Raw genomic sequence first — 24074 nt, forward strand, 5'->3', positions numbered from 1 at the left:
CCAACAATTTTAGAGTTCGGATTAGCTAAGTATTTAGCTGCAATCCCAGTTGCTGCTCCTGTCCTCATAGCGCTTACAATAGTTCCATCCATAATCGCTAAAGGAAAACCGTTATTAGGGTCGGTTAAAATTATGATTGCTGAGGCTCTTGGTTGACCAATTTTTTTAGGATTCTCTGGCATACTCGGAATCCATTTCATCCCCGCTACGTCAAGATCCCCACCTAGATAAGAAGGCATCGTCATGATTCTTCCTCTTGTCTCTTCCGTTTCAGGCCCTCCCCAACGAATAACTGGTTTAGAAGGTTGAACAACTTCGTTGTGTCCATGTAACTCGAAAGATTTTTGAATTGCACTCAGTGTCCCCTCCATATTCAGACCGCAGCTTTAATGCAATCCTCTTGTGAAAGGTAAATGAAACCAACCCTCTTACTTTGTTCAAGTTTCTCAAGCTTTTTTAGTGTACTCAACAATATTCCCCTAACTCCCTGAAATGACTTTTTGAATATCCCAACTTCTAAATATAGAATAGCATCGTTTAGATTCATTGTAAACCGTTTTTTAATAAAAAGGTTCATATATTCCTTTTTAGAGCTGACTAGTCTAAAAAAATGACATTACCTTTGGGCAAAATGCCTTAGTAATGTCAGGTAAAACGCTTTTATTCAACTATTATTTTTTTATCTTTTAATGTGTTGACTAAAGTTTGTATTTTTTGAATGGACGTTTTTGATTGACTTATTCCTAATTCAATCACTATAGACTCAACCAGCGCAATAATCGGAATTATTGTATAATGATTTTCACTAGACTCAGTTTTTAGTATAACGCTTGAATAACTAGCAATCGGGCAAGACAAATGATCTGTAATTAAAATAATAGGAATATCTCTTTCATATGCTACTTTTGCAGCATCAATTGCTCGCTGGGTATCCGGAGCAAAGCTAAAGATAATAAAAATTTCATTCTTCTCAAATTGAAGAATTCGATCAAACATAGAGTCACTGTCATAACTGAGTTGCCTCGTTTTTGAGTGGAACTCTTCTATAAGTAACTCTAAATATATCGCAATTGCTTTGTACGGACGTAATCCGAGTATATTAATTTTTTCAGCATTTGATATTAAATCCATTGCTACATTAAAGCTTTCAACTAATTGAGGGTTAAGAGTTTTATCCATTAATTGGACACCTTCTTGAAAAACAGTAGAAAGCGTCTTGTAGTTTTTTTTATCATTACTATCAAAAGATTTTTGCACATTCTCCCACTTATCTGAATAATCTTTTTGAATGTCATGAAAATCTTTTCTTAAATCAAAAAAACTGTCGTAACCTAATAATTTCACTAACCTCAGAACAGTCGTAGTTCCTACACTCGCCTTATTTGCCACTTCTTTTACAGTAAACATTCCAATATCTTGGTGATTGTTTAAAATGTAATCACATAGTTGTTTCTGCTTATTAGGCAAAGTATCTTTTATAGAAATAATACGTTCTAAGACATTCATTTTTTCTTGAACTTTTTCCATATTCCACCTACCTGTTAATTTCGTTGATTATTAATAATGTTCCCCTCTTAACATATTCACTTAAATAATTATACCATATACAAAAAATATACTTCTACGCTTATAATGATGATATTACGATATTAAAACGAAGATTGACTAGTGCTCTTGCTAGATTTTCCGATACCTTCTTCCTTCTAGCTTTTATCCATCGATTTACTTATCATGATGTAGCCCAAGCTCTAAAGCAACAGAAGCCACAGATCATTTTTTTTCATGGTCAATACTCCAATAGACAGTAAAAAAACGACAAAATTGTAAATGATTGCATAAAAGATAAACAGGCAACGTCCCAACCGAAGTTGATACGTTGCTTGTTTGACTGATATCGTTTATCCAGCTTCCTTAACATCCTCTTTGCTTTGTTTACCAACCGTTTTATTTCGATCCATTCTAAACTGACCAAGTCCGAGCTCTTTTGCTTCCTGTTTTAAAGATTTAAGTAAGCTGACTACCATTAATCCTATAATCACTGAAAATGGAAGAGCTGCAATGATCATCGTGTTTTGAAGAGCTTGCAAGCCCCCAGAATAAAGAAGAGCTAGCGCAGTAATCGAGAGAAAGACGCCCCAAATGACTTTAATTGATGTACTTGGATTTTGAGATCCATTCGCTGTCATCATACCTAGAACAAACGTACCAGAGTCAGCCGATGTAACAAAGAACGTGACAATGATCAAAATGGCTAAAATGGATAACACCATGCTGAACGGAAACCCTTCTAACACGCCGAAAAGAGATTCCTCGGCAACTAATGAAGAAATCGAAAGCAGCCCTGAAGATTCAGTTACAACGGCTGCACTCCCAAAGGTTGAAAACCAAAGGAATCCAATAAGCGACGGAACGAATAAGACACATACAACAAACTCGCGAATCGTTCGACCCTTTGAGACTCTAGCAATAAACACACCAACAAATGGCGCCCATGCAATCCACCATGCCCAATAAAAGATCGTCCACCCATTAATCCAGCTACGGTCCTCTTCGTTCAGGGGTGCAATCCGAAAACTCATATTAATGAAGTTTTGCATGTAAGCCCCTACCGTATCTGTAAATAAGTTAAGCGTAAAAAGTGTCGGTCCAAAAATAAATACAATCAAGAAGAGGACAGCCGAAAGTCCCATATTCAAATTACTTAGGATCTTAATCCCTTTGCTTAGACCCGTTAAGGCCGAAATCATAAATAAGGCTGTAACAACGAGAATGATGACGGTTTGGCTCGTCATAGTACTAGGTACTCCAAATAAGTAGGACAGTCCCCCGTTAATTTGCATGGCACCAAATCCCAAAGTGGTGGCGATCCCTATAACCGTAGAAATTACGGCAATAACATCAATCGCCTTCCCAACAGACCCATCCGCATGTTTCCCAATCAACGGTCGTAAGGTTCGACTAATTAAGCTCAGTTCACCTTTTCTAAAGGTAAAGTATGCCAGAGCCATCGCAACCGACCCATAAATCGCCCATGCATGGATCCCCCAATGAAAGAAGGTAAACCTCATCGCATCCTTAATACCTTGATCCGTGCCCACTTGGCCTGTAGGAGAACTAACGGCGTAATGGCTAATCGGTTCAGCTGTACCATAAAAAATTAACCCAATCCCTACACCTGCACTAAAAAGCATCGCAAGCCAAGTTGGACGTGAAAACTCAGGCTTGTCCTCCTGTTTCCCAAGCTTAATCCGGCCAATCGGACTCACTAATAAATAGAAACACACAAACACAAACAACGAAACAATGACTAGGTAATACCACCCAAATGAATCGGTAATCACCCCTTGTGTACTACTCGTGATACGCTCTAACGATGCGGGCATCGTGATTCCCATAAGAACAAGACCTGCCACTAGGGCTAATGATATATAAAAAACAATTGAAGCATTTCTCATATTAAATTTCAACTCCCATCTTTGATATGTTCGCAGAGGGTCTTACTTCGATTAAAGAACATATAAAATGTAAAACCACCATACAGTATTTTTTGTGAAACAACACCAACAAAACGAACCCTTAAAAATTGCGTTAATTCATTTACTCTTTTCTCTTAACTACGACATTTTAAATAACGTAAAATTACCATTGTCCATCTGTTTGGTTATTGGATAATTAGAGAGATTGAAATACACAGAAGTATTCAGTAGGAGATCACGTTTATAGGCTTTTTGGGGGATTATCTAAACTATACCAAGAAATGTTCAATTGGTCACATACGAAATACTAGCTTATTTAGGTCTCTAGTCTTACTATCCCTTCGTACTAGGATTACTCACTACATATTCTTAATATAACTATCGGATCCCCTATATTAGGCCGATATTCAAGAGGTAGTTATCCTTGTAATGATGAGCTCACCATTATAGACACACCCATGCAACTCATATGTTAGATTGGAGAAAACCCTAAAATTGTTGCAGACGATTAGGCCATACTCGTGTTGGTATTACATTAGAGACTTACTCTCACGTCAATCAAGATATGCAAGATCGTGCCGCTGATAAATTTGAAAGTGCCTATTTTCCTTCATAAAGCTGCTTTATAAGAGATTAGCTGAATTTCAGATTGTAAATAACAAATTATTAGATTAAATAAGAAAAATCCTCCTCTTAAAGAGAAGGATTATACTGAGTAGTAAATAACCTTAAGGGAGTATAAATTATTTTGTGTAAATGGGAATTGCTCTAACTATGATAAATAGGCTTTACATGGAGTGGCGGGCATGATAGGCTCGTCAGCTAGGGCGATACATTTTCATAAAGTATGGTCTCGATCTTCCAGCGATAACGATACAAGTCACCGATTTCTTCGGCAGACAAGTCAAAACAGTTTGTGACGATCATGACGACGTTTCCCTGACTATCGTGTGTCTCGATTAAGCGCAAGGGATGGGTCATTTTTGTCCCATTTTGCGAGTTACCTAGAAACACTTCCTGGTCTAACACAATAGGTGAACCAACTTGCGGAACTTGTTCAGATAGCACTTCAACCTGTGCATTCTTCTTCAAACGAGTAATAAACCGAACATCGTGTAAACAGAGATGTTCAAACTGTTTATAATCGATATAGCCACGGTCAAACAAGTGAATCGCATCCGAATCTATGTCAATGAGATCTCCCATTTGAGTGCGGTCTGCAAGTTTTGGCATGTAAAAGAATTCCTTTATCGGGTAAGGTTAACTCTTTCGTGACGACAACCCGTAAATGAAGTCGAATTCCTGATTTCGTTTTGCGAAAAGTCGCCCAAGGGTACTGACTTACACTCATGCTCATCGTTGTTGAATCGATCACGTGTAAGCGACCGATCTCACGAATGATCGGCGATTGCTTCGTCTTCGCTTGAATGTTCAAAACGAGATAATGAAAGATCTTTTCAAATAACGTTGGCGATAAATCACCCAATTTCCTTGAAAGCTGTGAAGTGCTAATCGTATCAAATGTAAGTTGAACTTGAAGTTCTTCCTCATCTCTTAGCTTCTTTGACATTTGAGTTAAGCTTTTCGTTTCTTTCAATTGCGAAATGATAAGCAATTGAAGAAACTTATAGGCTGTTAGCTTTTTCACGTATTTATCAAGGTCTATCACGTTAATTAGGTTGGAAAAAGTATGTTCATCAATGACTTTTAGTAGTTCATTTATTGTAGATTTTATGGTATTCTTGTCCATGGGAAGGCTCCTTTTAATTGGGATTTGGACAGAACTACCAAACCTAATTATAAGGAGTTTTTTTATGTCTTGAAACCATAAATTTCTACTCGAAACTACTTGACAAATTTTTAATAACTTTATGCAAAGCTAATGACCTAGTTATACTGACGCCCCAATACCTTTAATGCTCTATATCATCATTCAGCTAACCCCTGTGTTACTAAGGTCTCAGTGATTGCTTTTAGTGCTTCGTTTTCGTCTGATCCTGTTGTTACAATTTTTATTTCAGCTCCTGCTGGGATTCCTAAAGCCATAATGCCCATAATTGACTTTAAATTCACATTTTTCTCTTTATATTCTAGACTCATATCACCTTCAAATTGACCTGCTGTTTCACTAACATTGTTGCTGGTCGTGCATGAATGCCTGTTTTATCAATTACTTTAAATGTCTTTTCTGCCATAGTGGTATTCTCCTTTTTATGCAGTTTAGATAATTTATATTTTCAATATCAATTAGTCTGAGAATGTTGGTTCTCCTTAATATATTTTATTAACTCAACCAGTTCCATGTCCGCCATGGAATTGAGTCTATACTGATAATCTTCAAACGGTAAGTGTGAAGTGATTCGATTAGGTACGATTACGCAAGAAAGACCTGCTCTTCTTGCGGCGGTTAACCCGTTTAATGAATCTTCAAAAACAAAAACATCATCTTTTTTAAGTCCAAGCCCTTTCACAGCTTGTTCATAAAGCTCTGGGTCTGGTTTGACTTTATGCACATCATCTTTCGTACGAATTATCGAAAAATAGTGATCAATTTTGTGATGAGTAAGCCACTTATCAATCCAACTTCGCTCAGAACTAGAAGCTAAAGCGATCTTTAACCCTTGTTGTTTAGCTTGATCTAAATATTCTCTTACCCCTTTGCGAAGATCTGCTTTCTCTAGCACTTCCAAACGATGTTTTTCTAATTTCAGATCTAACTCTTCATCTAGTACAGACTGACCAATCTGTTCTTCTAAATATCTATACGGGTGAAACACATCTAGTCCAGTCCCTACAATTTGTGCAAACTTTTCAAGAGGTAACTCCGCATTAAATCCTTTAAATATATGTTGGTACGCTTCATACAGCGGAGTTTCCGTATCAAAGATAAGACCATCAAAATCAAATATTATTCCTTTCATTTCCTCACCTCATGAAAATAATTAGATCGTTACCGTCCCAAAACGCTCTTGCCAATCCTTCGTGAATTGATTAACACTGATTTCAGAAGATGGGTGAGAGTGGAGTTCTTCAATGACGTCTGGACTAGCTGTAATGAATTGCGCCCCTACTAAACTGCACTTGTGCACTTGATTAACATTCTTAAAGCTCGCTGCCATGACCTCCGTTTTTAATTGATGCGTATTAAATAATTCGACAATCTCTGAAACAACCTTAATCCCATCACCTGAAACATTATCAATTCGGTTCACATATGGTGCGACATAATTCGCACCACATCTCGCAGCCATTAGAGCTTGCTGGGCAGTGAATATAGCCGTTGCCAAAGTGTTAATCCCCAAATGATGTAATTCCTTTAAAGCCTTATAGCCTTCTTTAATCGCAGGAACTTTAATGTAGACATTCTCATCAATCTCAGATATGATCCGTTTTGCTTCGTCTACTATATCTGCAGCGTTTTCTGATATCGTTTGAACAAAAAACATTTTATCTTTACCAATTATCTTCCGAATCTGTTTTAACTGTTCCAAATAATCTAATTGTTCTTTGGCCAGAATCGTAGGGTTAGTAGTAACCCCTTCAATTTGATAATAATCAGTTAGATGTTTAATATTTTCAATGTTAGCTGAATCAATTAATATTTTCATAATAGTCTCCTCACCTTGATATATTTATATAGAAGAAAGTCATTATGCTGTTAAGAAACATAATGACTTTCATAGTATTAGAACATCACTTGGCCACCAGTAACATTTATAGATTGCCCAGTACAATAACCTGCTTTATCCGAAGCATAGAAAATTACGGCATTAGCGATGTCATCATACTCACAACCACGTTTTAGTGGTACCTTATCAATATACACTTGTTCTACTTCGTTCTCAGGAATTCCAAGTTTTTTCGCATATTGCGGAAGTAAGCTCTGGAACATAGGAGAGCTTAATAGATTTCCTGGCATAATTGAATTCACACGAATGTTATGTTCTGCAAGATCCAATGCTAGACTTTGAGTAAGACCTACTCCGCCAAATTTAGAAGCAGAATAACCAGAATTATGCTTACTTCCTACCTTTCCTGACTTCGAGTTAATTTGGATGATGTTTCCGTAACCTTGGTCAATCATAACTTTTGAAACTTCACGGGCACATAGGAAGTAACCTGTTAAGTTTACAGCTACTGATGTTTCCCAAGCATTTAATTCAAAGTCAGTGATTTTTGAACTTTTCGCATAGCCTGCATTATAGACTAATAGATCGATTTGGCCAAATTCAGCAACTGTCTTTTCGACCATAGATGCTACTTCTACTTCATTCGTTAAATCTACTTTGATACCGATTGCTTTACTAGAAAACTTTGACTCAATTTCAATTGCAACATTTTTTGCATTCTCTTCATTTAGATCTGCAACCACAACATTATATCCGTCCTCAGCCAAACGATGAGAAAGCGCCTCTCCTAAGTTTTGGCCTCCACCAGCAACAATTGCCACTCTTTGTAATCCGCTCATAGTTTCTCCACTCCTATTTCCTTCTTTTTATCGAACGATCTCTAGTGTTTCTCCCTCAAAAATCTCTTTAATATCTTTATCTTCTAAGCAAAGCATTCCCGGTAAATCTGCTTCTGTGCTTCCATCAAATCTAATCGTAATATGGCCTAACGCTCCAAGGTTTTGGTTTACTGCACTTCCAACTGCTGTTACTTTATATTCGTTTTCACCAATTTTAAAAGTATCTCCAACAAGTACGTCTCCATTTAATTCATTCTTCTCATGAACAATACAAAATTCTTTTAATTCATCTGGTGCATCACTTTTAAATAGGATAATCATCTTATCTGCATAAAAAGTAGGAGCCATAGGTCCAATGCTTGTTACATTTGTAAAATAAACTTTAGTCATACTAACACCTGCTTAATCTCAAATTTTTTCTATTTAGTAATATGCTCAATAATAGTCTTAGAAATCCGTATAAATAGCAAAACTTGCTAACCAAGCTACAAATACGGTTGGTGCCCCGGTCAAGAACCTCGAGTACAGAACAGCCGGAACCCCTACTTCAACAGTCTCTGGTTCTGCTTCCGCTAAACCTAGTCCTACAGGAATAAAGTCCGCTGCGGCTTGTGAGTTGATTGCAAATAATGCCGGCAATGCAAGTTGTGGCGGGATATTACCTTGCCCAATCTCGGTACCAATTAGCACACCTACAACCTGAGCAATTACTGCTCCTGGCCCTAGAAACGGTGATAAAAGCGGGAACGAACAAACTAATGAAATTAAAAGCAATCCCGGTAAAGAGCCTGCGTATGGTGATAGGAAATTGGCAAATACGTCACCAATACCTGTCTCTAAAATAACCCCGATAAGCATGGCAACAAACGCCATAAACGGAAGAATCGTTTTCAATACTGTATCAATCGTGTCACGACCAGCTTGGAATAACGTACTTGTAAAATTACCTATACCCATTCCAACCTTGACCATTATGCCTTTTGGCTTCTGTTGTTCACTAATTTTTTTGTCTGTGCTATACTTATATTGTTTAGTATTAGTCTCTTGCGTTTCTGTTTCGCCGACAGAAGCGCTTTCTTTTTGTGCACTTGCTGCTACTTCTCCATTTGCCACTTCAATATTATTAACTTTAACTCCTGAAACATAAATATCTTCTGTAATATACTTTGCTAAAGGTCCACTTTGACCTGTTGGCATAATATTGATGGTTGGAATTCTCTTTTGTGGATAAATTCCACAACGCAATGTTCCACCACAGTCAATAATGACACAAGCTGTTTCATCATCTGGTACCTTTGTTTTAAATCCATCAACTAACTCTGCACCCGTTACATCTGCAAGCTTTTGAGCAATATCTGGTTGATTCCCACCTGTAATGTAGACAATCTTATTTTTCTTTTCATTTACAATAATATTTAATGGGCCACCAAAACCACCTGGTCCTGCATGAACAATAGCTGAATTGTAGTTTGACATGTTGTTTCCCCCCTTATAGTTCTACAGTGTCTTTAAGTTGAACTTTTTGTTGTTTTGATACATAAGCTACAGTCCAGTCTGTAACCACACCACGCATAAAGTTTGTAACCACACCTACTAGAAAGTACATAACTGCTAATTCTGCAATTGGAAGTCCTAAAGCTGTAATCCCTGATGCAATCCCTAAAAATACGAATAACTCGCCTGGATTTACGTGTGGAAACAAGCCGTTGTGTGTATGACAAGAAAACGATGCCGCTGAATAATAACCCGGCTTGTGTCTCTCTGGTAAAAATCGTCCTAATGACAGCGTCATAGGATTTGCAAAGAAAAACGTACCGAACACTGGCAGGAATAGATATCTAGCAAAAACATTTTTTCCTGATTTCGCTGCAAGTCGCTCTACTCTTTCTGTCCCAACTAAACGAACAACCGCATTCATGGCAACTAACAAACAAATTAATAAAGGTACAATTCCTGTGACAAGATCCACAAATACCTCGCCACCTCTTTCAAATAACCCCATAAAACCATCAGCTAACATAGTAATAATGTCCATATTAGTTCACCCCTTTTTTTAATGTAACTTTTTGTACTAGACGTTCAAACAAAGTCTTCTGAATAGGAATCTCACCTCCCTTAGAGATAACCTTAACGTTCGCAACCGCATCTTGAATGGCCGCTATTGTTAATTTGTCATATATTTGCAAGTCTTGCTTCGTAAGTTTAAGCAAGTCTTTGCCATCTAATCCTTGCATGGGCCTCACTCGTGAAAACACTGTAACCCCTTGCATTTTTCTGGCTTCAATAATCTTATTCCCTTTGTTTATGGCAATAAGGATAACTGTACCAGCTTTAAAGAGTCCTCTCTTCCTTCCAATAGCCACTCTTCCTTTTTGTCTTAAAAAGCTGAAATGTTTATTAAAGTTTTTAATTTGGAAAAAGCCTAAAAAGCTTTGAACAAGCCACGCTATCCCAACTAAAATGATTAAGTAGATAAACATCTTGGTCTGACCTCCAATCTCTCATAGTTGCAGAATAATAGCTTTTGGTTACGTTCTCATCTAACCTCATAAAACTATATTTGTTTCAAAAGTTCTTCTGCTGTACTTTCATTGGTTATTAGAACATTAATATATCTTCCTCTTAAAGCACCTATAATAGATGGTACTTTATTTTCCGATTCAGCAACTCCAATTGAATACTCAAGTTCTTTTAACTTTTCTAATTCAATCGCCACAGTTCTTTCTGCTACTTCTGACTCGATTACATGACCATTAATATCATAAAATCTTGAACAAATGTCACCGACTGCATTAAGGCTATTTAGTTCGTCTATTTCTCTATCCCCATAAAACCCTGTCCATATCATGTTGGATGAAGCAAGAGGTGCACCAATTCCAACTACTGCAATGTTTAATTCGTTCCACATATCCAGTATTTTTCTGAAAAAATTAGAAGACACAATGTCGTTCTTAGTCTCTTTTTTTTCTACTACCGCAGCTGCGTCAATGAAATGAGACGATCCACCAAAAGTATTTGCGACATTATAGACAATCGTATTTACATGATATTTACTATCTAATGTTCCTGGCCCGCCAACTAAAGGAACAAAGTCTGCCTTTCTTGCCTTGTATTCAACAGGTTGGCCAATCATACTTCCCATGGTTCTCCCCCATGCAAAGCCAATTGTATCGTCATCTTTAATAATTCTGTTTAACATCTCTAATGTTGCAAGACCCAATGTGGTTTTCCTTTTTTCATCTGAATCGCTTTCATTATTTGGTACAACTATGACGTCTTTAAGCTGAAAAACTTGTTTAAGTTTTGTTTCTAACTCAAATGTCTCATAAGATGTACTATCTATATGGATTTGTACAATGCCTTCTTTTCTTGCTTTTTTCAACATTCTTCCAATTGTCGTACGGTATATCCCTAGTTCCTTTGCAATCTCATTTTGAGTCATGTCTTCCTCGTAATACATTTGTGCAACTTTTACAAGTAACCGTCTTTCTTCCCAGTTAGACATCTTCAAACCTCCGATATAACCTTGCCGTGTTATTATCCCTGTAACATTTGAATAACTTGCACATATGAGCAAGGTTTTGTCATTTGTGCTTGTGTTTAGTATAGACTTATCTCATTTTTGAGTCAATACATTTTTATAATTTAACCCATTTTACTGAAAACCAATAATGTAGAAGCTAATCAATCATTTCTTTATCAATTTTCAACTTTTATTTTAGCGTTTACATTTTTAACTCTCAATCGATTGCAACCATTAGGATAAACGTAAAAAAGATTGCCTATTTGTAGTACACAAAGGGCAATCCTCTTTAAATATTCTTTTTCATTCATATTGACGATTAAAGCAAATTTACTTTTTTATCCGGTGTCTAGAAACTGAGCAGTACAATAATAGGATAACATCATGCCGCCCATATTCGTGTCGAGATTCCTTAAGTTAACTCTATTGTACTTGTGTTCATTTCTATTAATTTATCAACTGTTTGAGGATTACCGAATCCACTATGGATAATCCTCATTAATTCTTTTTAATTCTATTAAGTGGTCAATCTGTGATCACCGGAGCTCACTATAGATGATTTTTAATATCTCGAGCAAATTGCTGCTAGATTTATAAAATCACACTTAGGTGAATATTCATCCAAGTTATGAGTTTAATTTAGACTCGTATAAATTAAGAGTTACTGATCTCCACACAGCCAATGGTTGTTGTTCTCTCTTTCGCAAGGCAAATAGCCTACCACACTCACCACTCCATATAAAGCGGTGCTAATAATTAGGGTAGCGCCTGAGCTACTCCCTTAATGCTGTTCTCTACTTCTTGTGGCGTTTTATAGCCTAAACCGCCATGGATTCTTTTACGGTTGTACCAGCCTTCAATGTATTTAAATAACGCTATTTTCGCTGATGAATAGTCTAAGTACTTTACACGATGGACTTCTTCTTTCTTTAAAGTGACATGAAACGATTCAATACAGGCATTGTCGTATGGGCAACCTTTTTTGCTGAAAGATTGTTTCATCTCTTTTTCTTGAACATCCTGCGTAAATTCTTCACTTGTGTACTGAGTTCCTAAATCTGTATGCAAGATGAGTCCTGCTGCTGGTACTTGTGTAGAATAGGCATTCGCTAATGCTTTTATTACTAAGTCCGTAGTCATTGTTTTTGAAAAGGAATAACCAACAATTTTTTTAGAATGCAGATCCATGACAGAAGCAAGATAACACCAACCGTGTTTAATGGTATAGATATACGTAATATCAGCTACCCATTTCTCATTAATGGTTGTCGTGGTAAAATCTCGATCTAGCAGATTTCCACGCTCTATCACGGTTTCATTACTAGAATAGGGTCGATATTTCTTCTTAATAATCGATCGTATATCGGCTTTCTTCATTAAACACTGAACTCGTTTGAGACTCACTGAATAACCTTCTTTTCGAAGGATATGATGAATTTTCGGAGCTCCATAACGTTCCTTACTTTCTGTATAAATCTCTTTTATTCGTTTGGTTAGTTCCTTGTTTTCACAATCACGATTGGACTCAAGCTTTTGGGAAGCCTGATAATACGTACTTCTAGCAATCTCTAGCACATCACATAAAGTTTGAATGGCATACTGCTCCTTGTGTTGATTAATAATGGTTGTTAGCTCAGTCAGACTTACTTTTTCGCGAATATGGCCATAGCCTTTTTTAAGATATCGTTCTCCTCTTGAAGACGAAGAAGTTGCTTTTGTAACTTAACAAAATCATCTGGAGTTGCCGAGGTTCCATCTTCCAGTTCCATTGGAGAAAGCTTTTTAATCCATTTGTAAATCGTGACTTCTGATACGCCATATTCGTTACTTAAATCTTTCACTGAGCTACCAGTATGATAAAGATTAACCACCATTTTTTTGAAATCGTCATTGAAGTTTTTACTTACTTTTTTGATCCCCATACGGACACATCCTCTCGTTAAATATTCTAGTCAAATTTTCCAGAACTTAACTAAGATGTGTCCATGAAAATATACTAGCATCAATAACATGATATCTTATGAAGGTTAGCTTTAAAACTACACTTATCTTTATACAATACAATGTATATATTTACTTTTTTCTTTTACATATTATTAAATAAATAATTTTCCGATCTCCCCTTCATATATGAAAGAGAATATTTGTAACGGTATTATACTCTAAAAACGTATAAATTAAATACCTTACTAGTGACCAAAGTTATTTGACAAGTGTATTCAAGAAATAATAATTTCAACATACTTCAAACGACATATAGGATATAAGACCAGAGAGTGAACAATTCATAATATTACGATGCCTTTTATCAATAGGGGGAGGTGATTAAGCCACAATCTATTGAAGAGTATCGTTGTACTGCGCAGCAAATAACTTTGTTTTGTTAGTTGTTCTTCTTAATACAGATAGGTAAGAGTTTGAAATTATCGCCCCCTTTTCCCCCTGTTCACACCGTACATGCGACTTTCACCGCATACGGCGTTCCAGCTAATCCAATTCATTCAGTTCTATGTATTTAATTGAAGCGCTTTTATCCTAATTTATGATTAAGTCGTTTTTGCATTGTTTTCGTAGTTCATTTACCTTTTGAATTTGCTTGTTATTCAGCTCCAAAACCTTGATTAGATTTTTAATTTTCTCATGGTCTTTTAAGTGTACCAGCCGATGAACGGATTCATGTAACACTATCAAATTTGAGTACGTGTCATCTCTTGAGAGATGATACGGATTTTTATGATGGCAGTGCCAGTCATGTTTCCCAAGCTCAATACTTGTTAAGGCACATTTTCCATATTGGGCAATAAACTTGCTAATGCGGTTGTCGTTATACTCAATCGTTCGATTGGGAATAAAGTTTTTCATGACATGAGCTAAAACATTTTTATCAGTCGCTTTAAGATTGTGGTGTATTTTGTCTCTTCCTTTTACCGTATAATTACAAATATCTTGAGAGAAACATAGATTTGTCTTGTGCTTTTGGGCATGAATAGGGACAAATACCATATTCTTTATTTTATAAAGCCTTGATGTACAGCCTTTATATCGTTTTTGTAATGTAATAGTCATATCGGAGAATGTTGCTTCTTTTCTGGAGTGCTTTAGTCGATTATATAACGTCTTGTTTAGATGGGTGCTCAACTCACTTAAATTTTTCATAATTTCAGTCGCTGCTGCGTAATAGTTCTGAATCCCCATTACGACAGTATTATAGTGCCAGACTGTTTCAATACATGGTTTCTTCTGAATTGCTTTTATAGAATCCTTAATTTTTATAAGTGCATTGGACTTTGCTTTCTTCGTCATATTGGATTTGGCTACATAACCAAATCTAGTTTTTCCTTTCCTAATTACCTGGAAGGAGAATCCTAGAAATTCTGACGAATTTTTCTTTAAGTTAATAACTTTTGATTTTTCATCACTTATCTCAAGATGTAACCTAGTTTCAAGAAAATCTTTAATGGCATAGTTCATTTTAATCGCTTGTGAACGTGTACGGCATAATACCTTAAAATCATCAGCGTATCTAACGATGTAACATTCTTTTAAATTGGATTTTTTGAGTGCTTTTACTTTGCTTCCATTATGTTTGTAGTTATGGTTGCTTTGAAAAGTTTCCCATTGATTACTTACCCACCAATCCAGTTCGTTTAGGACAATATTTGATAAAAGTGGTGAAAGAATACCGCCTTGCGGGGTTCCTTTAGTGGGAACACCCTCTCCAACAATTTCTGCTTTTAGTTGCTTCGAAATAATCGAAAGTAGAGATTTATCTTTTATTCCTAATGACCAGATTTGTTTAAGTAATTTGCTGTGATGAACATTATCAAAGAAACCTTTTATATCTACATCTATACAATGATAAAGACCCACCATATTGATAAGCGATTCTAATCTCGCCTTCGCATGATGAGTGCTTCTGTTTGGTCTAAAGCCGTAACTGTGTTTATGAAATTTCGCCTCGCAAATGGGTTCTAATACTTGTAAGATACATTGTTGGAAAATTCTATCCCATATCGTTGGGATTCCTAGTGGTCTTACTTTGCCATTTGCTTTAGGAATAAAGACTCGCCGAATACTTTCAGGTTTGTATGCTTTGAACATAGTTTGAACGTGTTCAATTACATCCTCTACTGACAAATTTTTAATATCATCAATCGTTAACTTGTTTGTCCCTGCTGTTTTACTCCCTGTGTTTCGTTTGATATTTCGATAGGCAAGACGTATATTTTCATTCAACTGATCAGTTCCATTAAATCATAGAAATTTTGACCATTGACACTTTGAGCGTAAAGATTATCAAAACAATGTTGCATATCGTAATACTCACTGTGTCTCAGTTTCTTCCGTTTCAACAAGTCGGTGACTCCCTTAGGAGTTGAGCCTCTATTAGTCTCACAAGAACCTTGTTAATCGATAAAGTTCTGCCATACATGGTTGAATGATTCTTCATTAGTCTAGTGGCTATCCCTCCGGGTTGATTACACCTTTCATCGGTACTGTGCCACCACTTTCACTGATATTAAGTGAAGTTATACAGTAGCTAATTTCACTAATGTTTTCCTTCTCAACGTTTCATTGAGAGTAAGCTCTCCACGTTATCAGCTTACAACGTTGAATTATATCTATTAAAGAATGAACTTAGGTGCTTCCTGTAAGCCTGTTAGTCGGTCATATGCCTTTAACATATCATGGATTTTCATATATGTTAGTCTTACTCATCCACTACTAACCTCACAATTAGGTGATATACACATTTCTATGTATCGTGCGTTTAGACCCGTACATTCAGAAGTTTGTCAGCGTAACCTTTTCTTATAGGTTGTCTTGCATTCTCACCATATTCATTCAACTCAAGCATCATGATTTACACCACCCCCGCGGGTAGGCTTTCGTCAGCTAAACTACACTGTTACGGTAAATTCTTACGCCTTCTCACCGAGCTCTTAACACTATCTTCCTTACCGAATCTAGTGCTAATCGACTAAGAGAGAACCCTTCCGAGCGTTACCTCTTCATTTGATTCTTCGATATAATCCTTCAATTCCACAAGGAATTGCCTAGCCTTTACCAGAGAGATGTAACCATCCTCCATTTAAACTAGGAACATTTCGCACAACATAAGCACCCGTTCGTTTAATTATTTTCAAAAAACACTTGTAGTGAAAATTATCACAATAAGTGTTTAGGGCTTTTATTTATTAATTAGTTGCTTCCGTTCTTCCATCTGAGGGGGTTCTTCCATCCACCCATTGTTAATCATTATTTTTGCACCTTTATGGGCATATTCAAAGGTATCTTTCATAAAAATAGCCATTTTTGCTGGTAAATCATTTCGTAAACTAAAAGCAGTTCCTAATGAGCTGCTCCCCATAGCAAAACTACAAAATAGACTTGTGCAATACATCATCAATTTATCAGAAAATGGAGCCACCGTTGAACGAGTTGTATTGCCACCCGATGATTCAGGGGTTTGTATACCGCTTTGTAGTAAGGATTCGCTTAATTCCTTTATAATACCTTTAGCAAGTTCTGCTCCTTCGTTAAAGAATTTACCGACTTCTTCTTTATTTGCACATTGGGCAAAACCTGTAATCAGCTGAATCCCAGTGAGATTTGATTCAATAGAATGATGAAGATGAGCAACCTCTACCGTATTCAATGTCCGTTTTTCACTAAATGGATTAATGGCGAGTCCACCTAAATAGGTTGTATTTTTTACAAACTCAACCGATTTTGGCATTGAAACATAAGGAGGGCGAGCAAGCATACCTTTTTCAAGCAAATATTGTGTGCAAAGATTGTAATACTTTTGAGTAATGGCAGTAAGTTCATTAAAAATCATAACAATATCTTCTCGATACGCCATAGTTAAATTTAATGAATGCAATGCCATACTAATTTCTTTTAGTAGACGAACAAACATTATGTCGAAACCGTTATCATATAACTTCGGCACCCCTATGTTGACATCTTGATCGGTATAACCAACTGGTATTACAGCACCTTCATTTTGTAAAGTTTCTGTTATTTTACCAACATAAAGGTCAATTTCTCCATGTAAATTAGTCATAATTCCCTTGGCTTTTTCGTCATCGGCTTTCTCAATAAAATACTCTAACATTCGTAAAATCATTGTTTTCTGTTGGTATGTTAGCCATAACGTACCTAGTTCAGATGACGTAATTGCAGGTTTCTCTGGCATATAGCGTTCCTCCCTAAAGTTATTCTCACTTTAGTTTGACCTCATTATTTAAATTTATGCTGTACTAATCCATAAGAATAAGGTCATAGAATCCGTTAATTCTATTACATCTTCTTAAATTTAAGGAATTATTCTATTTTGTTGAGGTAGTTGTTCAAACCAATGATTATCAATCATTAACTTTCGACTTTTTTCGCTACCTTTGAAGTTGTGTTTAACAACTCCATGTAATGCCTTTTTAAGTTATCCTCATGCTAGTCGCTAATGAATGTAGTGTAATCAGAAATCCTATCATAGTAAAAACAGTCATTTCAATAAATTATTTCCCATAATGTATCCTCTCTTCCACAGGAAGATGAACAGGAACATTGAAACACCAAAGTAGGAAAGTGGAAACAATTCCGAACAAAATATATGTTAACAAAGGGTGATTTACATGCAGTTTTAACATAGGAAACATTACAAAAAGTACGGCTACCGACCACAAAAACGTCCATCCGAATTGGTACTCAATGTGTCCTGTTAAATTAAACATGTATTCCCAGATTGCATAAATAAAAATCCATTTTAAATTATGTAAAATCTGTTTTATGACTCCTTCAGGGTAGTTCTCTAAAAAGAGCAGACCTGTTGCTGGGAAAATAATAAATGTATATTTTATTTCAGTAAGAGTATGGTTTGAAAATGAATCAGCATCTAAACGCCACAAGAAGTAATTTGCTGTTAAGAAATTATAAGCAAGGTTCCCAAGAGCAAAAAAGAGTAGTGTTGCATGATATTTCTTCCAATTTCTCCAGTTCCCCCAAACAAAAACAGCAATGACACTGATAATGGCAGTAAGAACATGCATATATTTTCACCCTTTATGATTATTTAAAAAGCCAACGCATTAAATGCGTTGGCTTTTTAAAAAGATAATATTAAACTTTTCAAGAAATTCCCTTTGCATTAGCCTGCCAGTTACTTTAATAAGTCCTAAAAATAAAAGAGCTGCCGAAGCGACAACTCCAGTTGTTAAAGTTTTGTATCCGTTTGTTGAATAACACTTTACGTTTATTGGAACCTTAAAAATGACAATTCATTATGTATAGTTGAAAGGAAGGAAACATACGATGGTCGAAACAGAGCATAAAATTGAATTTAAATCAGCAGAAATAGCAAACTTATGGACCAGTTACATGAAAGAAACGATGTCAATATGTATAATCGAAAACTTTTTATCAAATGTTGAAGATCGTGAGATCCGTTCTGTCCTTGATTTCACCTTGCAGTTATCTAAAGTTCGTGTTCAAAAGTTAACGTCTTTTTTTAATGAAGAACAACTTCCTGTACCTGACGGTTTTTCAATTGAGGCTGATGTGTATATAGAAGCCCCGCGATTGTTCACCGATGATTTTTATATCTTTACAATGCAAAATTTCGCAAAAATGAATATGGAGAATTACTCATATGCTTTATCAACTTGTGCTCGATTCGATATATCCGAATACTTTACTGAATGTTTAAACGAATCATCCACACTATTCAACAAAGCCAGTAAAGTGATGCTGTCCAAAGGGATATTCATTAGAGCCCCTTACATTCCAGCACCTAAAAAGGTAGAATACGTCCAAAAGCAAAGTTACCTAACGGGTTGGTTTGGGACCCGTAGACCGCTAAACGTCATTGAAATGGCAGCGATTTATCATAATATGACCAGAAACCAAATGGGACGAACATTGTGCATGGGTTTCAGTCAGGTGGCAAAATCCAAAGAAGTACGCGATTATATGATTAGGGGAAGAGATATTGCAGATAAGCATACTGAGATCTTTGGTTCTATTCTAAGTGATGATTTACTTCCTTCGGCAAGTGCTTGGGACGCTTTACCATCCGACTCAAATGTGCCTACCTTTTCCGATAAATTAATAATGTCCATTATAGAAGCATTAAACGGAATGGGAATCGGGCACTATGGGAAAGCTCTTGGTACAAGTACCAGGCGAGATTTAGGGGCACATTATACTAGGCTTATATCAGAAGTTGCTCTATATGCAGAAGATGGTGCCAATATTATGATTGAGAATGGATGGATGGAACAAATTCCCCAAGCACCTGACAGGGATCAATTAGCAAATAAAAGATAATGAAATAAACAGACTAAACATTTGTGAATGTTGGTCTGTTTTATTGTGCTATCCTACTCCGTTAGCTTAAGTAAATTCTTTCACAAAGTCACCTAAAAATGAAGATATTTATTGCGCAGTATTTAGTCTACTACGTAATATAATAGTTACTCCACAATCTGGCACTTATCTACAGTACCAGCTCAAAAAAGGTGAAAGAATGCACCCTTTTTCGTTGATTACATGTAGTCATAGATAAACGTTTTAAAGGCATACCACAAGCCCCCTGTGGATGGAATTGATACTGAAGCTTGTGCAATTTTTTCGTTAGGCAACAAGCCTATCTATCACACCTACCGCGCTTACGCTTACTGTCCTTGAAGTTTAATCTGGAAGAAGTACACTTCCACACTAAACTTCAAGGTTGTTTCTTTCTCCAGTTCGCCAAGTCCATTTCCCCTTACCTTTGAATACGTTGAATACTATAAAAAATAACTGTATATAATGTTTCCACAAAGATAGAAATCTGGTTGTTTTTGTATCATTACATTCGTTAAATACGGTAGAAAAACATACTGTAGATAATGGCCCGTTTGCAGAAGAATGGTCTTATTGAAAGTCAATCAGTTTTTAACATTTTTGATTCTCAAAACTATGGTTATATCTTTTATCACTAGAAGGGTTGCAGTGGTAAACGGTCTGTCATTCTTTGGTACACTTTTTGTCATTTGGTAGTAAATACTATGTCAGAGGTGGTACATTTCAATGGCTGTAATCAAATATAAGTCTGCCTTTAAATGTATCGACGTCCTCCAAACCATTCAGCACTATATAATTAGCATAGAAAAAAGAGGAAACCTTTCTGATAAATTCTATTAATTAAATCTAATGTATTAGTTCCCACAGGAGCATTAGGCATCCCATCTTTCCCTTGTTCAACCTATTGTGCTAACAACCTCATCGAAAAAAAAATTTAATAAATTATTCGCCACCAATATGCCCCCAACTGGGGTGTTCACACCAAAATAGTTCAATCTGTTATACTCTGTTATACAAAAAAACCCCTTGTATACCAAGGGGTTCAGCTTTTTCTTATGAATGACCCGTACTGGGTTCGAACCAGTGACCTCCATCCTGTCATGGTGGCTCGTTAACCTCCTATAATACTTACTATTGTCCGAAAGCCTTTTGTATTAGGGCTTTCGGATATTTTATTTATCTGCTTTTATTTGATAATTTCATCTAATAATTTCTTTTCCGTGACCACTGTGTGACCAGAATGGTATTAGTTACTTTTGACAGTTAAAAGCATATTTTGTTAAGAAGTGGTTAAACCACCTTTGAGCTTTGCTTTTCTAATTTTTAATTTCCTTTGATAGAAAAACCTCCAAGAGTTTCTCCATCTCCAAATTCCATTTTTGGAAATCCAGCTGTTATGTACTGTTCTATATCATCGGAATAAATTTTATAAACTACAACATTCATAGTACCGCTAACCCCTTCCATCTTAAGGCCATTTTCGCTAACGATTTTTGATACCTCTCCCATTGACATTCCCGCTTCCAGTTCCTCATATACTTTCTCAATAACAGTAACGTTTTTTAATTCCCGATTTTCTTGTTCTAAATACTCAATTCTCTCCTCTAACTGTACAATTTGTTCTTCTAATTCCGCAATAATTTGATGAGGATTCTCTCTTAATCCTCTATCTTCATTCATTACAGTCATTCCTTGTTTCTCTAAGGTCTCCTTTTGTACTCCCCCACTTTGGGGATTTGTACAACCTATACATAAAATAACTAGCAGAAATGAACTCATTACTAAAAGATTCTTCTTCAAAATACCCCCACCTTTTTCTGATTTTCTTTCCAGAATCGTTTTGTTTAAAGTGTTTGTATTATGAAATGAGAGATACTATCTAGATAATGGAATTTATAATAAACGTATATTTCTTTTGACCGTTCACACCAATTGACCTTACATGTCAAACAAACTAAAATTTATCAAAGAGAGAGAGAGGTGTTAGTATTAATGCCAAATTTTGTATACGGTACAACAACCATAGATTATGAACTTGAATACAGCTCTGATAAACAAGACGTATCTATTGCAATCGAATGGCTAAACGGCGTTAAGGTGACAGTACCAGATCACATAGACGAGCATCAATTGCAAGTAATCCTACATAAAAAAGCTCCTTGGATTTTAAATAAATGGAATGCTATTAATGAGTAGTCGAAAAACCTACTCCAAAAGAATTTGTTAGCGGTGAGAAATTTGCTTATTTAGGAAGGAACTATCGGTTGAAAGTGCAAAATTCAGAGGATATAAAGAACGTTCGTCTTACCTTTAATAGAGGTCGATTTATAAGTGAGATACCTTTTCATTTCTCCGAAAAAGAAAAAAATGAAGAGCTTTCTCTTGCTTTTAAAAGGTGGTACTACGAAAACGGTGAAAAAAAACTGAACGACAGGCTATCCATTTACACACCAAAGATGAACGTTGTCCCTTCGAAAGTAAAATTAAAAGATCAGAAAATGCGTTGGGGTACGTGTACACCAGATGGTTCAATCTATTTAAACTGGCGAATTATAATGTCGCCTATACCTATTGTTGATTATTTGCTTGTGCATGAGTTAGCTCACCTTAGATACCCTGACCATTCTAAAAATTATTGGAAGTTTGTACAATCAATTATTCCTAACTATGAGCAACGGAAAGAGTGGCTCAGAATCAATGGACCACTGTTATCATTATAAATAATGAGTTAATAGTGTTAAGAAAATTTCAAATGCGTTTAATTTTAATGCTGCCCTTATTCAAAAAAGCCCCCCGTTACTTTACTTCACAAACAACCTCCTTAAGGTGTACTATAAGTAAGCATTCTCTTTTTTATTTACTCCAATACTAAAATTTTCTAGTGTTGATTCCTCGAAAGCAGTCACGAATTGAAATATTTTTTAATTAGCTTTGACCAAAATGTTTCTCGTTTTTTGATGATCTCAATAATTTGCGGTGAATGACTAAACCGCGTGTATTCAATCATTTCTAGTTGTCGAGGATGATTCACTGGCGGTAATCGTTTATATAAAATCTCCATTTCACCTTCGTATTCTTTGAAGCCTGTCACAATGTATTCGATTCCGTTATAATATTGATCCATGCGAAATGTTCCAGTTTGATCGATATACCCTAATACCTTTATTTGATCACCTATTTCTGCATAACCGTTTTTTACTTTGCATTGCATTATGAGAACCTCATCTTTTAGATAGTTTTGACAAAAACGTTTTTTACTCAATTTCATTGTGTATACTTCGGGGCTTCATTAAACTTGTTCATTTGACACTTAACATAACCCATTCCATGTAGGACTAGTTTAAATTCACTTGTTTTTTGTAAGATATTTGATTAAGGAAATCTAAATAAAGTGTATCTGCTTTTAAAATTCGCCTCTATCAACTAACTCAAATGCTAAAGATATTTGTTCTTTTATACTGATCATTTACTACCCTTTCTAGCACACATTTCACCAGAAAAAACACATATTCTTCTTTCACTAGCCTTTATAGAGTCATAATTGAAGTAACCTGCCACGTTTGAGGAACAAAGGCAAGCTATGCCTTGTTAAAGCATCGCACTCGTTAGTGTAAGTACAATCATTCACAATCTTTGCTACTTAAATAAAAACTCCCATCTTTTTTGAAGGGAGTTTTCGTCTAATTATCTAAGGTTGGTTAGAATTATTCGTCTTTTTGCAAGTTTTGTTTTTGCTGCACTTCTTCAAAAAAATCCAAAGCTCTCTATCAGCAACAGGCGCTTAAATAACCTATCTTCCAATAGTTACAATCATATCAGCATACTTAGTGATGCCTCCATCAGTGTGGATGTTCTGGTGCTCTACATCAATAATACGAAGATCATGAGCTAGAGCTTCATTAATGGAAGTTTGATAATACTGCACAATAACCCAGTTAGAATACTGTACAGGTACAGATAATGTATTAAGACCAACAATAGAAGCGTGACTATCAAAGCCAATCTTTCCATCTAAATAGCTCTTAACATCTGCAAAGATTGGAGATAGCATATCAATCTCAACAGGAGCAGGTAGAGTCTCTACTGGAGCAACCTCAGCAGGAAGCGTAACAACAGGCGCTTCATAATGAGGATTTTTAGGATTATTCCATCCATTTTTATTACCATTGTTACCTTCCTTAGCAAAAGCTTGAGTACCTGAAGCTAAAAGAACTACTATTGTTAAACTTGACACCAATTTTTTAATCATCTATTCAACACT

General features: G+C 35.9%; 20 protein-coding genes and 4 pseudogenes. 3 read left to right on the forward strand and 21 right to left on the reverse strand.

Annotated features, from left to right (window positions below; genetic code table 11):
* From LDX58_RS18895 to LDX58_RS18980, 18 genes and pseudogenes are all read right to left on the reverse strand, one after another.
* Positions 1-371: pseudogene (locus LDX58_RS18895) on the reverse strand (2,3-diaminopropionate biosynthesis protein SbnB); the annotation flags it as partial.
* Positions 372-660: 289 nt separating this feature from the next.
* The gene (locus tag LDX58_RS18900) at positions 661-1527 is read right to left on the reverse strand and encodes a MurR/RpiR family transcriptional regulator (protein WP_227938376.1); all 867 of its coding nucleotides are present in this window, start codon (positions 1525-1527) and stop codon (positions 661-663) included.
* A 371-nt stretch (positions 1528-1898) separates the two neighbouring features.
* Positions 1899-3455, reverse strand: a complete 1557-nt coding sequence (locus LDX58_RS18905) for a glycine betaine uptake BCCT transporter (protein ID WP_227938377.1) — start codon at positions 3453-3455, stop codon at positions 1899-1901.
* Positions 3456-4298: 843 nt separating this feature from the next.
* Positions 4299-4709: a transposase gene (locus tag LDX58_RS18910; RefSeq protein ID WP_227938378.1), complete on the reverse strand. Its 411-nt coding sequence runs from the start codon at positions 4707-4709 to the stop codon at positions 4299-4301.
* Complete coding sequence (locus LDX58_RS18915) at positions 4666-5226, reverse strand: DUF4372 domain-containing protein (RefSeq protein WP_227938379.1); 561 nt, start codon at positions 5224-5226, stop codon at positions 4666-4668. The genes LDX58_RS18910 and LDX58_RS18915 overlap by 44 nt, the downstream gene beginning before the upstream one ends.
* Before the next feature lie 179 nt (positions 5227-5405).
* Positions 5406-5671: pseudogene (locus LDX58_RS18920) on the reverse strand (phosphocarrier protein HPr).
* A 48-nt stretch (positions 5672-5719) separates the two neighbouring features.
* Positions 5720-6397: an HAD family hydrolase gene (locus LDX58_RS18925; RefSeq protein ID WP_227938380.1), complete on the reverse strand. Its 678-nt coding sequence runs from the start codon at positions 6395-6397 to the stop codon at positions 5720-5722.
* 21 nt (positions 6398-6418) lie between these two features.
* Positions 6419-7084, reverse strand: coding sequence for a transaldolase family protein (locus LDX58_RS18930; RefSeq protein WP_227938381.1), 666 nt, complete (start codon positions 7082-7084; stop codon positions 6419-6421).
* 77 nt (positions 7085-7161) lie between these two features.
* Positions 7162-7944, reverse strand: coding sequence for a sorbitol-6-phosphate dehydrogenase (srlD, locus tag LDX58_RS18935; RefSeq protein WP_227938384.1), 783 nt, complete (start codon positions 7942-7944; stop codon positions 7162-7164).
* Between the two features lie 27 nt (positions 7945-7971).
* On the reverse strand, positions 7972-8334 hold the full coding sequence (locus LDX58_RS18940; protein WP_227938386.1) for a PTS glucitol/sorbitol transporter subunit IIA: 363 nt from the start codon (positions 8332-8334) through the stop codon (positions 7972-7974).
* Between the two features lie 57 nt (positions 8335-8391).
* Positions 8392-9420: a PTS glucitol/sorbitol transporter subunit IIB gene (srlE, locus tag LDX58_RS18945; RefSeq protein WP_227938388.1), complete on the reverse strand. Its 1029-nt coding sequence runs from the start codon at positions 9418-9420 to the stop codon at positions 8392-8394.
* 13 nt (positions 9421-9433) lie between these two features.
* The gene (gene srlA, locus LDX58_RS18950) at positions 9434-9979 is read right to left on the reverse strand and encodes a PTS glucitol/sorbitol transporter subunit IIC (protein WP_227938390.1); all 546 of its coding nucleotides are present in this window, start codon (positions 9977-9979) and stop codon (positions 9434-9436) included.
* 1 nt (position 9980) lies between these two features.
* Positions 9981-10424, reverse strand: a complete 444-nt coding sequence (locus LDX58_RS18955; protein ID WP_227938391.1) for a transcriptional regulator GutM — start codon at positions 10422-10424, stop codon at positions 9981-9983.
* 74 nt (positions 10425-10498) lie between these two features.
* The gene (locus LDX58_RS18960; protein ID WP_227938393.1) at positions 10499-11449 is read right to left on the reverse strand and encodes a sugar-binding transcriptional regulator; all 951 of its coding nucleotides are present in this window, start codon (positions 11447-11449) and stop codon (positions 10499-10501) included.
* Positions 11450-12223: 774 nt separating this feature from the next.
* Positions 12224-13389, reverse strand: a protein-coding gene (locus LDX58_RS18965) for an IS3 family transposase (protein ID WP_227938395.1) whose coding sequence is annotated in 2 segments (ribosomal slippage) — positions 12224-13137 and positions 13137-13389 — 1167 coding nt in all. Because the reading frame shifts where the segments join, the coding sequence is not laid out codon by codon here.
* A 613-nt stretch (positions 13390-14002) separates the two neighbouring features.
* Positions 14003-15819: pseudogene (gene ltrA / locus LDX58_RS18970) on the reverse strand (group II intron reverse transcriptase/maturase).
* Positions 15820-16658: 839 nt separating this feature from the next.
* Positions 16659-17669, reverse strand: coding sequence for a DUF3231 family protein (locus tag LDX58_RS18975; RefSeq protein WP_227938397.1), 1011 nt, complete (start codon positions 17667-17669; stop codon positions 16659-16661).
* 319 nt (positions 17670-17988) lie between these two features.
* Entirely contained in the window at positions 17989-18519 is a 531-nt protein-coding gene (locus tag LDX58_RS18980) for a CBO0543 family protein (protein WP_227938399.1), read from the reverse strand.
* A 262-nt stretch (positions 18520-18781) separates the two neighbouring features.
* Here LDX58_RS18980 and LDX58_RS18985 point away from each other — a divergent pair, with 262 nt between their 5' ends.
* The gene (locus LDX58_RS18985) at positions 18782-19795 is read left to right on the forward strand and encodes a DUF3231 family protein (protein ID WP_227938401.1); all 1014 of its coding nucleotides are present in this window, start codon (positions 18782-18784) and stop codon (positions 19793-19795) included.
* Between the two features lie 1341 nt (positions 19796-21136).
* Here the strand turns inward: LDX58_RS18985 and LDX58_RS18990 are convergent.
* Positions 21137-21613, reverse strand: a complete 477-nt coding sequence (locus LDX58_RS18990; RefSeq protein WP_227938403.1) for a hypothetical protein — start codon at positions 21611-21613, stop codon at positions 21137-21139.
* Between the two features lie 192 nt (positions 21614-21805).
* On the opposite strand from LDX58_RS18990, the gene LDX58_RS18995 reads away from it, so the two are divergent.
* Positions 21806-22009, forward strand: coding sequence for a SprT family zinc-dependent metalloprotease (locus LDX58_RS18995; RefSeq protein WP_227938405.1), 204 nt, complete (start codon positions 21806-21808; stop codon positions 22007-22009).
* Between the two features lie 65 nt (positions 22010-22074).
* A pseudogene (locus LDX58_RS19000) lies at positions 22075-22533 on the forward strand (M48 family metallopeptidase); the annotation flags it as partial.
* Between the two features lie 182 nt (positions 22534-22715).
* Here LDX58_RS19000 and LDX58_RS19005 read toward each other — a convergent pair.
* Positions 22716-23024, reverse strand: coding sequence for a hypothetical protein (locus tag LDX58_RS19005; RefSeq protein ID WP_227938408.1), 309 nt, complete (start codon positions 23022-23024; stop codon positions 22716-22718).
* A 579-nt stretch (positions 23025-23603) separates the two neighbouring features.
* Positions 23604-24062: a hypothetical protein gene (locus tag LDX58_RS19010; protein WP_227938411.1), complete on the reverse strand. Its 459-nt coding sequence runs from the start codon at positions 24060-24062 to the stop codon at positions 23604-23606.
* Between the last annotated feature and the right edge of the window lie 12 nt (positions 24063-24074).

The sequence above is a fragment of the Alkalihalobacillus deserti genome, assembly GCF_020734105.1.
GTDB classification, from domain to species: Bacteria; Bacillota; Bacilli; order Bacillales; family Bacillaceae_D; genus Halalkalibacter; species Halalkalibacter deserti.

Bases quoted from the DNA above. Each gene is read 5' to 3' on its own strand.
- LDX58_RS19005 (WP_227938408.1), bottom strand. From the start codon at position 23,024: ATGCAATGCAAAGTAAAAAACGGTTATGCAGAAATAGGTGATCAAATA.
- srlD (WP_227938384.1), bottom strand. From the start codon at position 7,944: ATGAGCGGATTACAAAGAGTGGCAATTGTTGCTGGTGGAGGCCAAAAC.
- LDX58_RS18985 (WP_227938401.1), top strand. From the start codon at position 18,782: ATGGTCGAAACAGAGCATAAAATTGAATTTAAATCAGCAGAAATAGCA.
- LDX58_RS18995 (WP_227938405.1), top strand. From the start codon at position 21,806: ATGCCAAATTTTGTATACGGTACAACAACCATAGATTATGAACTTGAA.
- LDX58_RS18925 (WP_227938380.1), bottom strand. From the start codon at position 6,397: ATGAAAGGAATAATATTTGATTTTGATGGTCTTATCTTTGATACGGAA.
- LDX58_RS18930 (WP_227938381.1), bottom strand. From the start codon at position 7,084: ATGAAAATATTAATTGATTCAGCTAACATTGAAAATATTAAACATCTA.
- LDX58_RS18960 (WP_227938393.1), bottom strand. From the start codon at position 11,449: ATGTCTAACTGGGAAGAAAGACGGTTACTTGTAAAAGTTGCACAAATG.
- LDX58_RS19010 (WP_227938411.1), bottom strand. From the start codon at position 24,062: ATGATTAAAAAATTGGTGTCAAGTTTAACAATAGTAGTTCTTTTAGCT.
- srlA (WP_227938390.1), bottom strand. From the start codon at position 9,979: ATGGACATTATTACTATGTTAGCTGATGGTTTTATGGGGTTATTTGAA.
- LDX58_RS18980 (WP_227938399.1), bottom strand. From the start codon at position 18,519: ATGCATGTTCTTACTGCCATTATCAGTGTCATTGCTGTTTTTGTTTGG.
- LDX58_RS18910 (WP_227938378.1), bottom strand. From the start codon at position 4,709: ATGCCAAAACTTGCAGACCGCACTCAAATGGGAGATCTCATTGACATA.
- LDX58_RS18955 (WP_227938391.1), bottom strand. From the start codon at position 10,424: ATGTTTATCTACTTAATCATTTTAGTTGGGATAGCGTGGCTTGTTCAA.
- LDX58_RS18905 (WP_227938377.1), bottom strand. From the start codon at position 3,455: ATGAGAAATGCTTCAATTGTTTTTTATATATCATTAGCCCTAGTGGCA.
- LDX58_RS18975 (WP_227938397.1), bottom strand. From the start codon at position 17,669: ATGCCAGAGAAACCTGCAATTACGTCATCTGAACTAGGTACGTTATGG.
- LDX58_RS18940 (WP_227938386.1), bottom strand. From the start codon at position 8,334: ATGACTAAAGTTTATTTTACAAATGTAACAAGCATTGGACCTATGGCT.
- LDX58_RS18915 (WP_227938379.1), bottom strand. From the start codon at position 5,226: ATGGACAAGAATACCATAAAATCTACAATAAATGAACTACTAAAAGTC.
- srlE (WP_227938388.1), bottom strand. From the start codon at position 9,420: ATGTCAAACTACAATTCAGCTATTGTTCATGCAGGACCAGGTGGTTTT.
- LDX58_RS18900 (WP_227938376.1), bottom strand. From the start codon at position 1,527: ATGGAAAAAGTTCAAGAAAAAATGAATGTCTTAGAACGTATTATTTCT.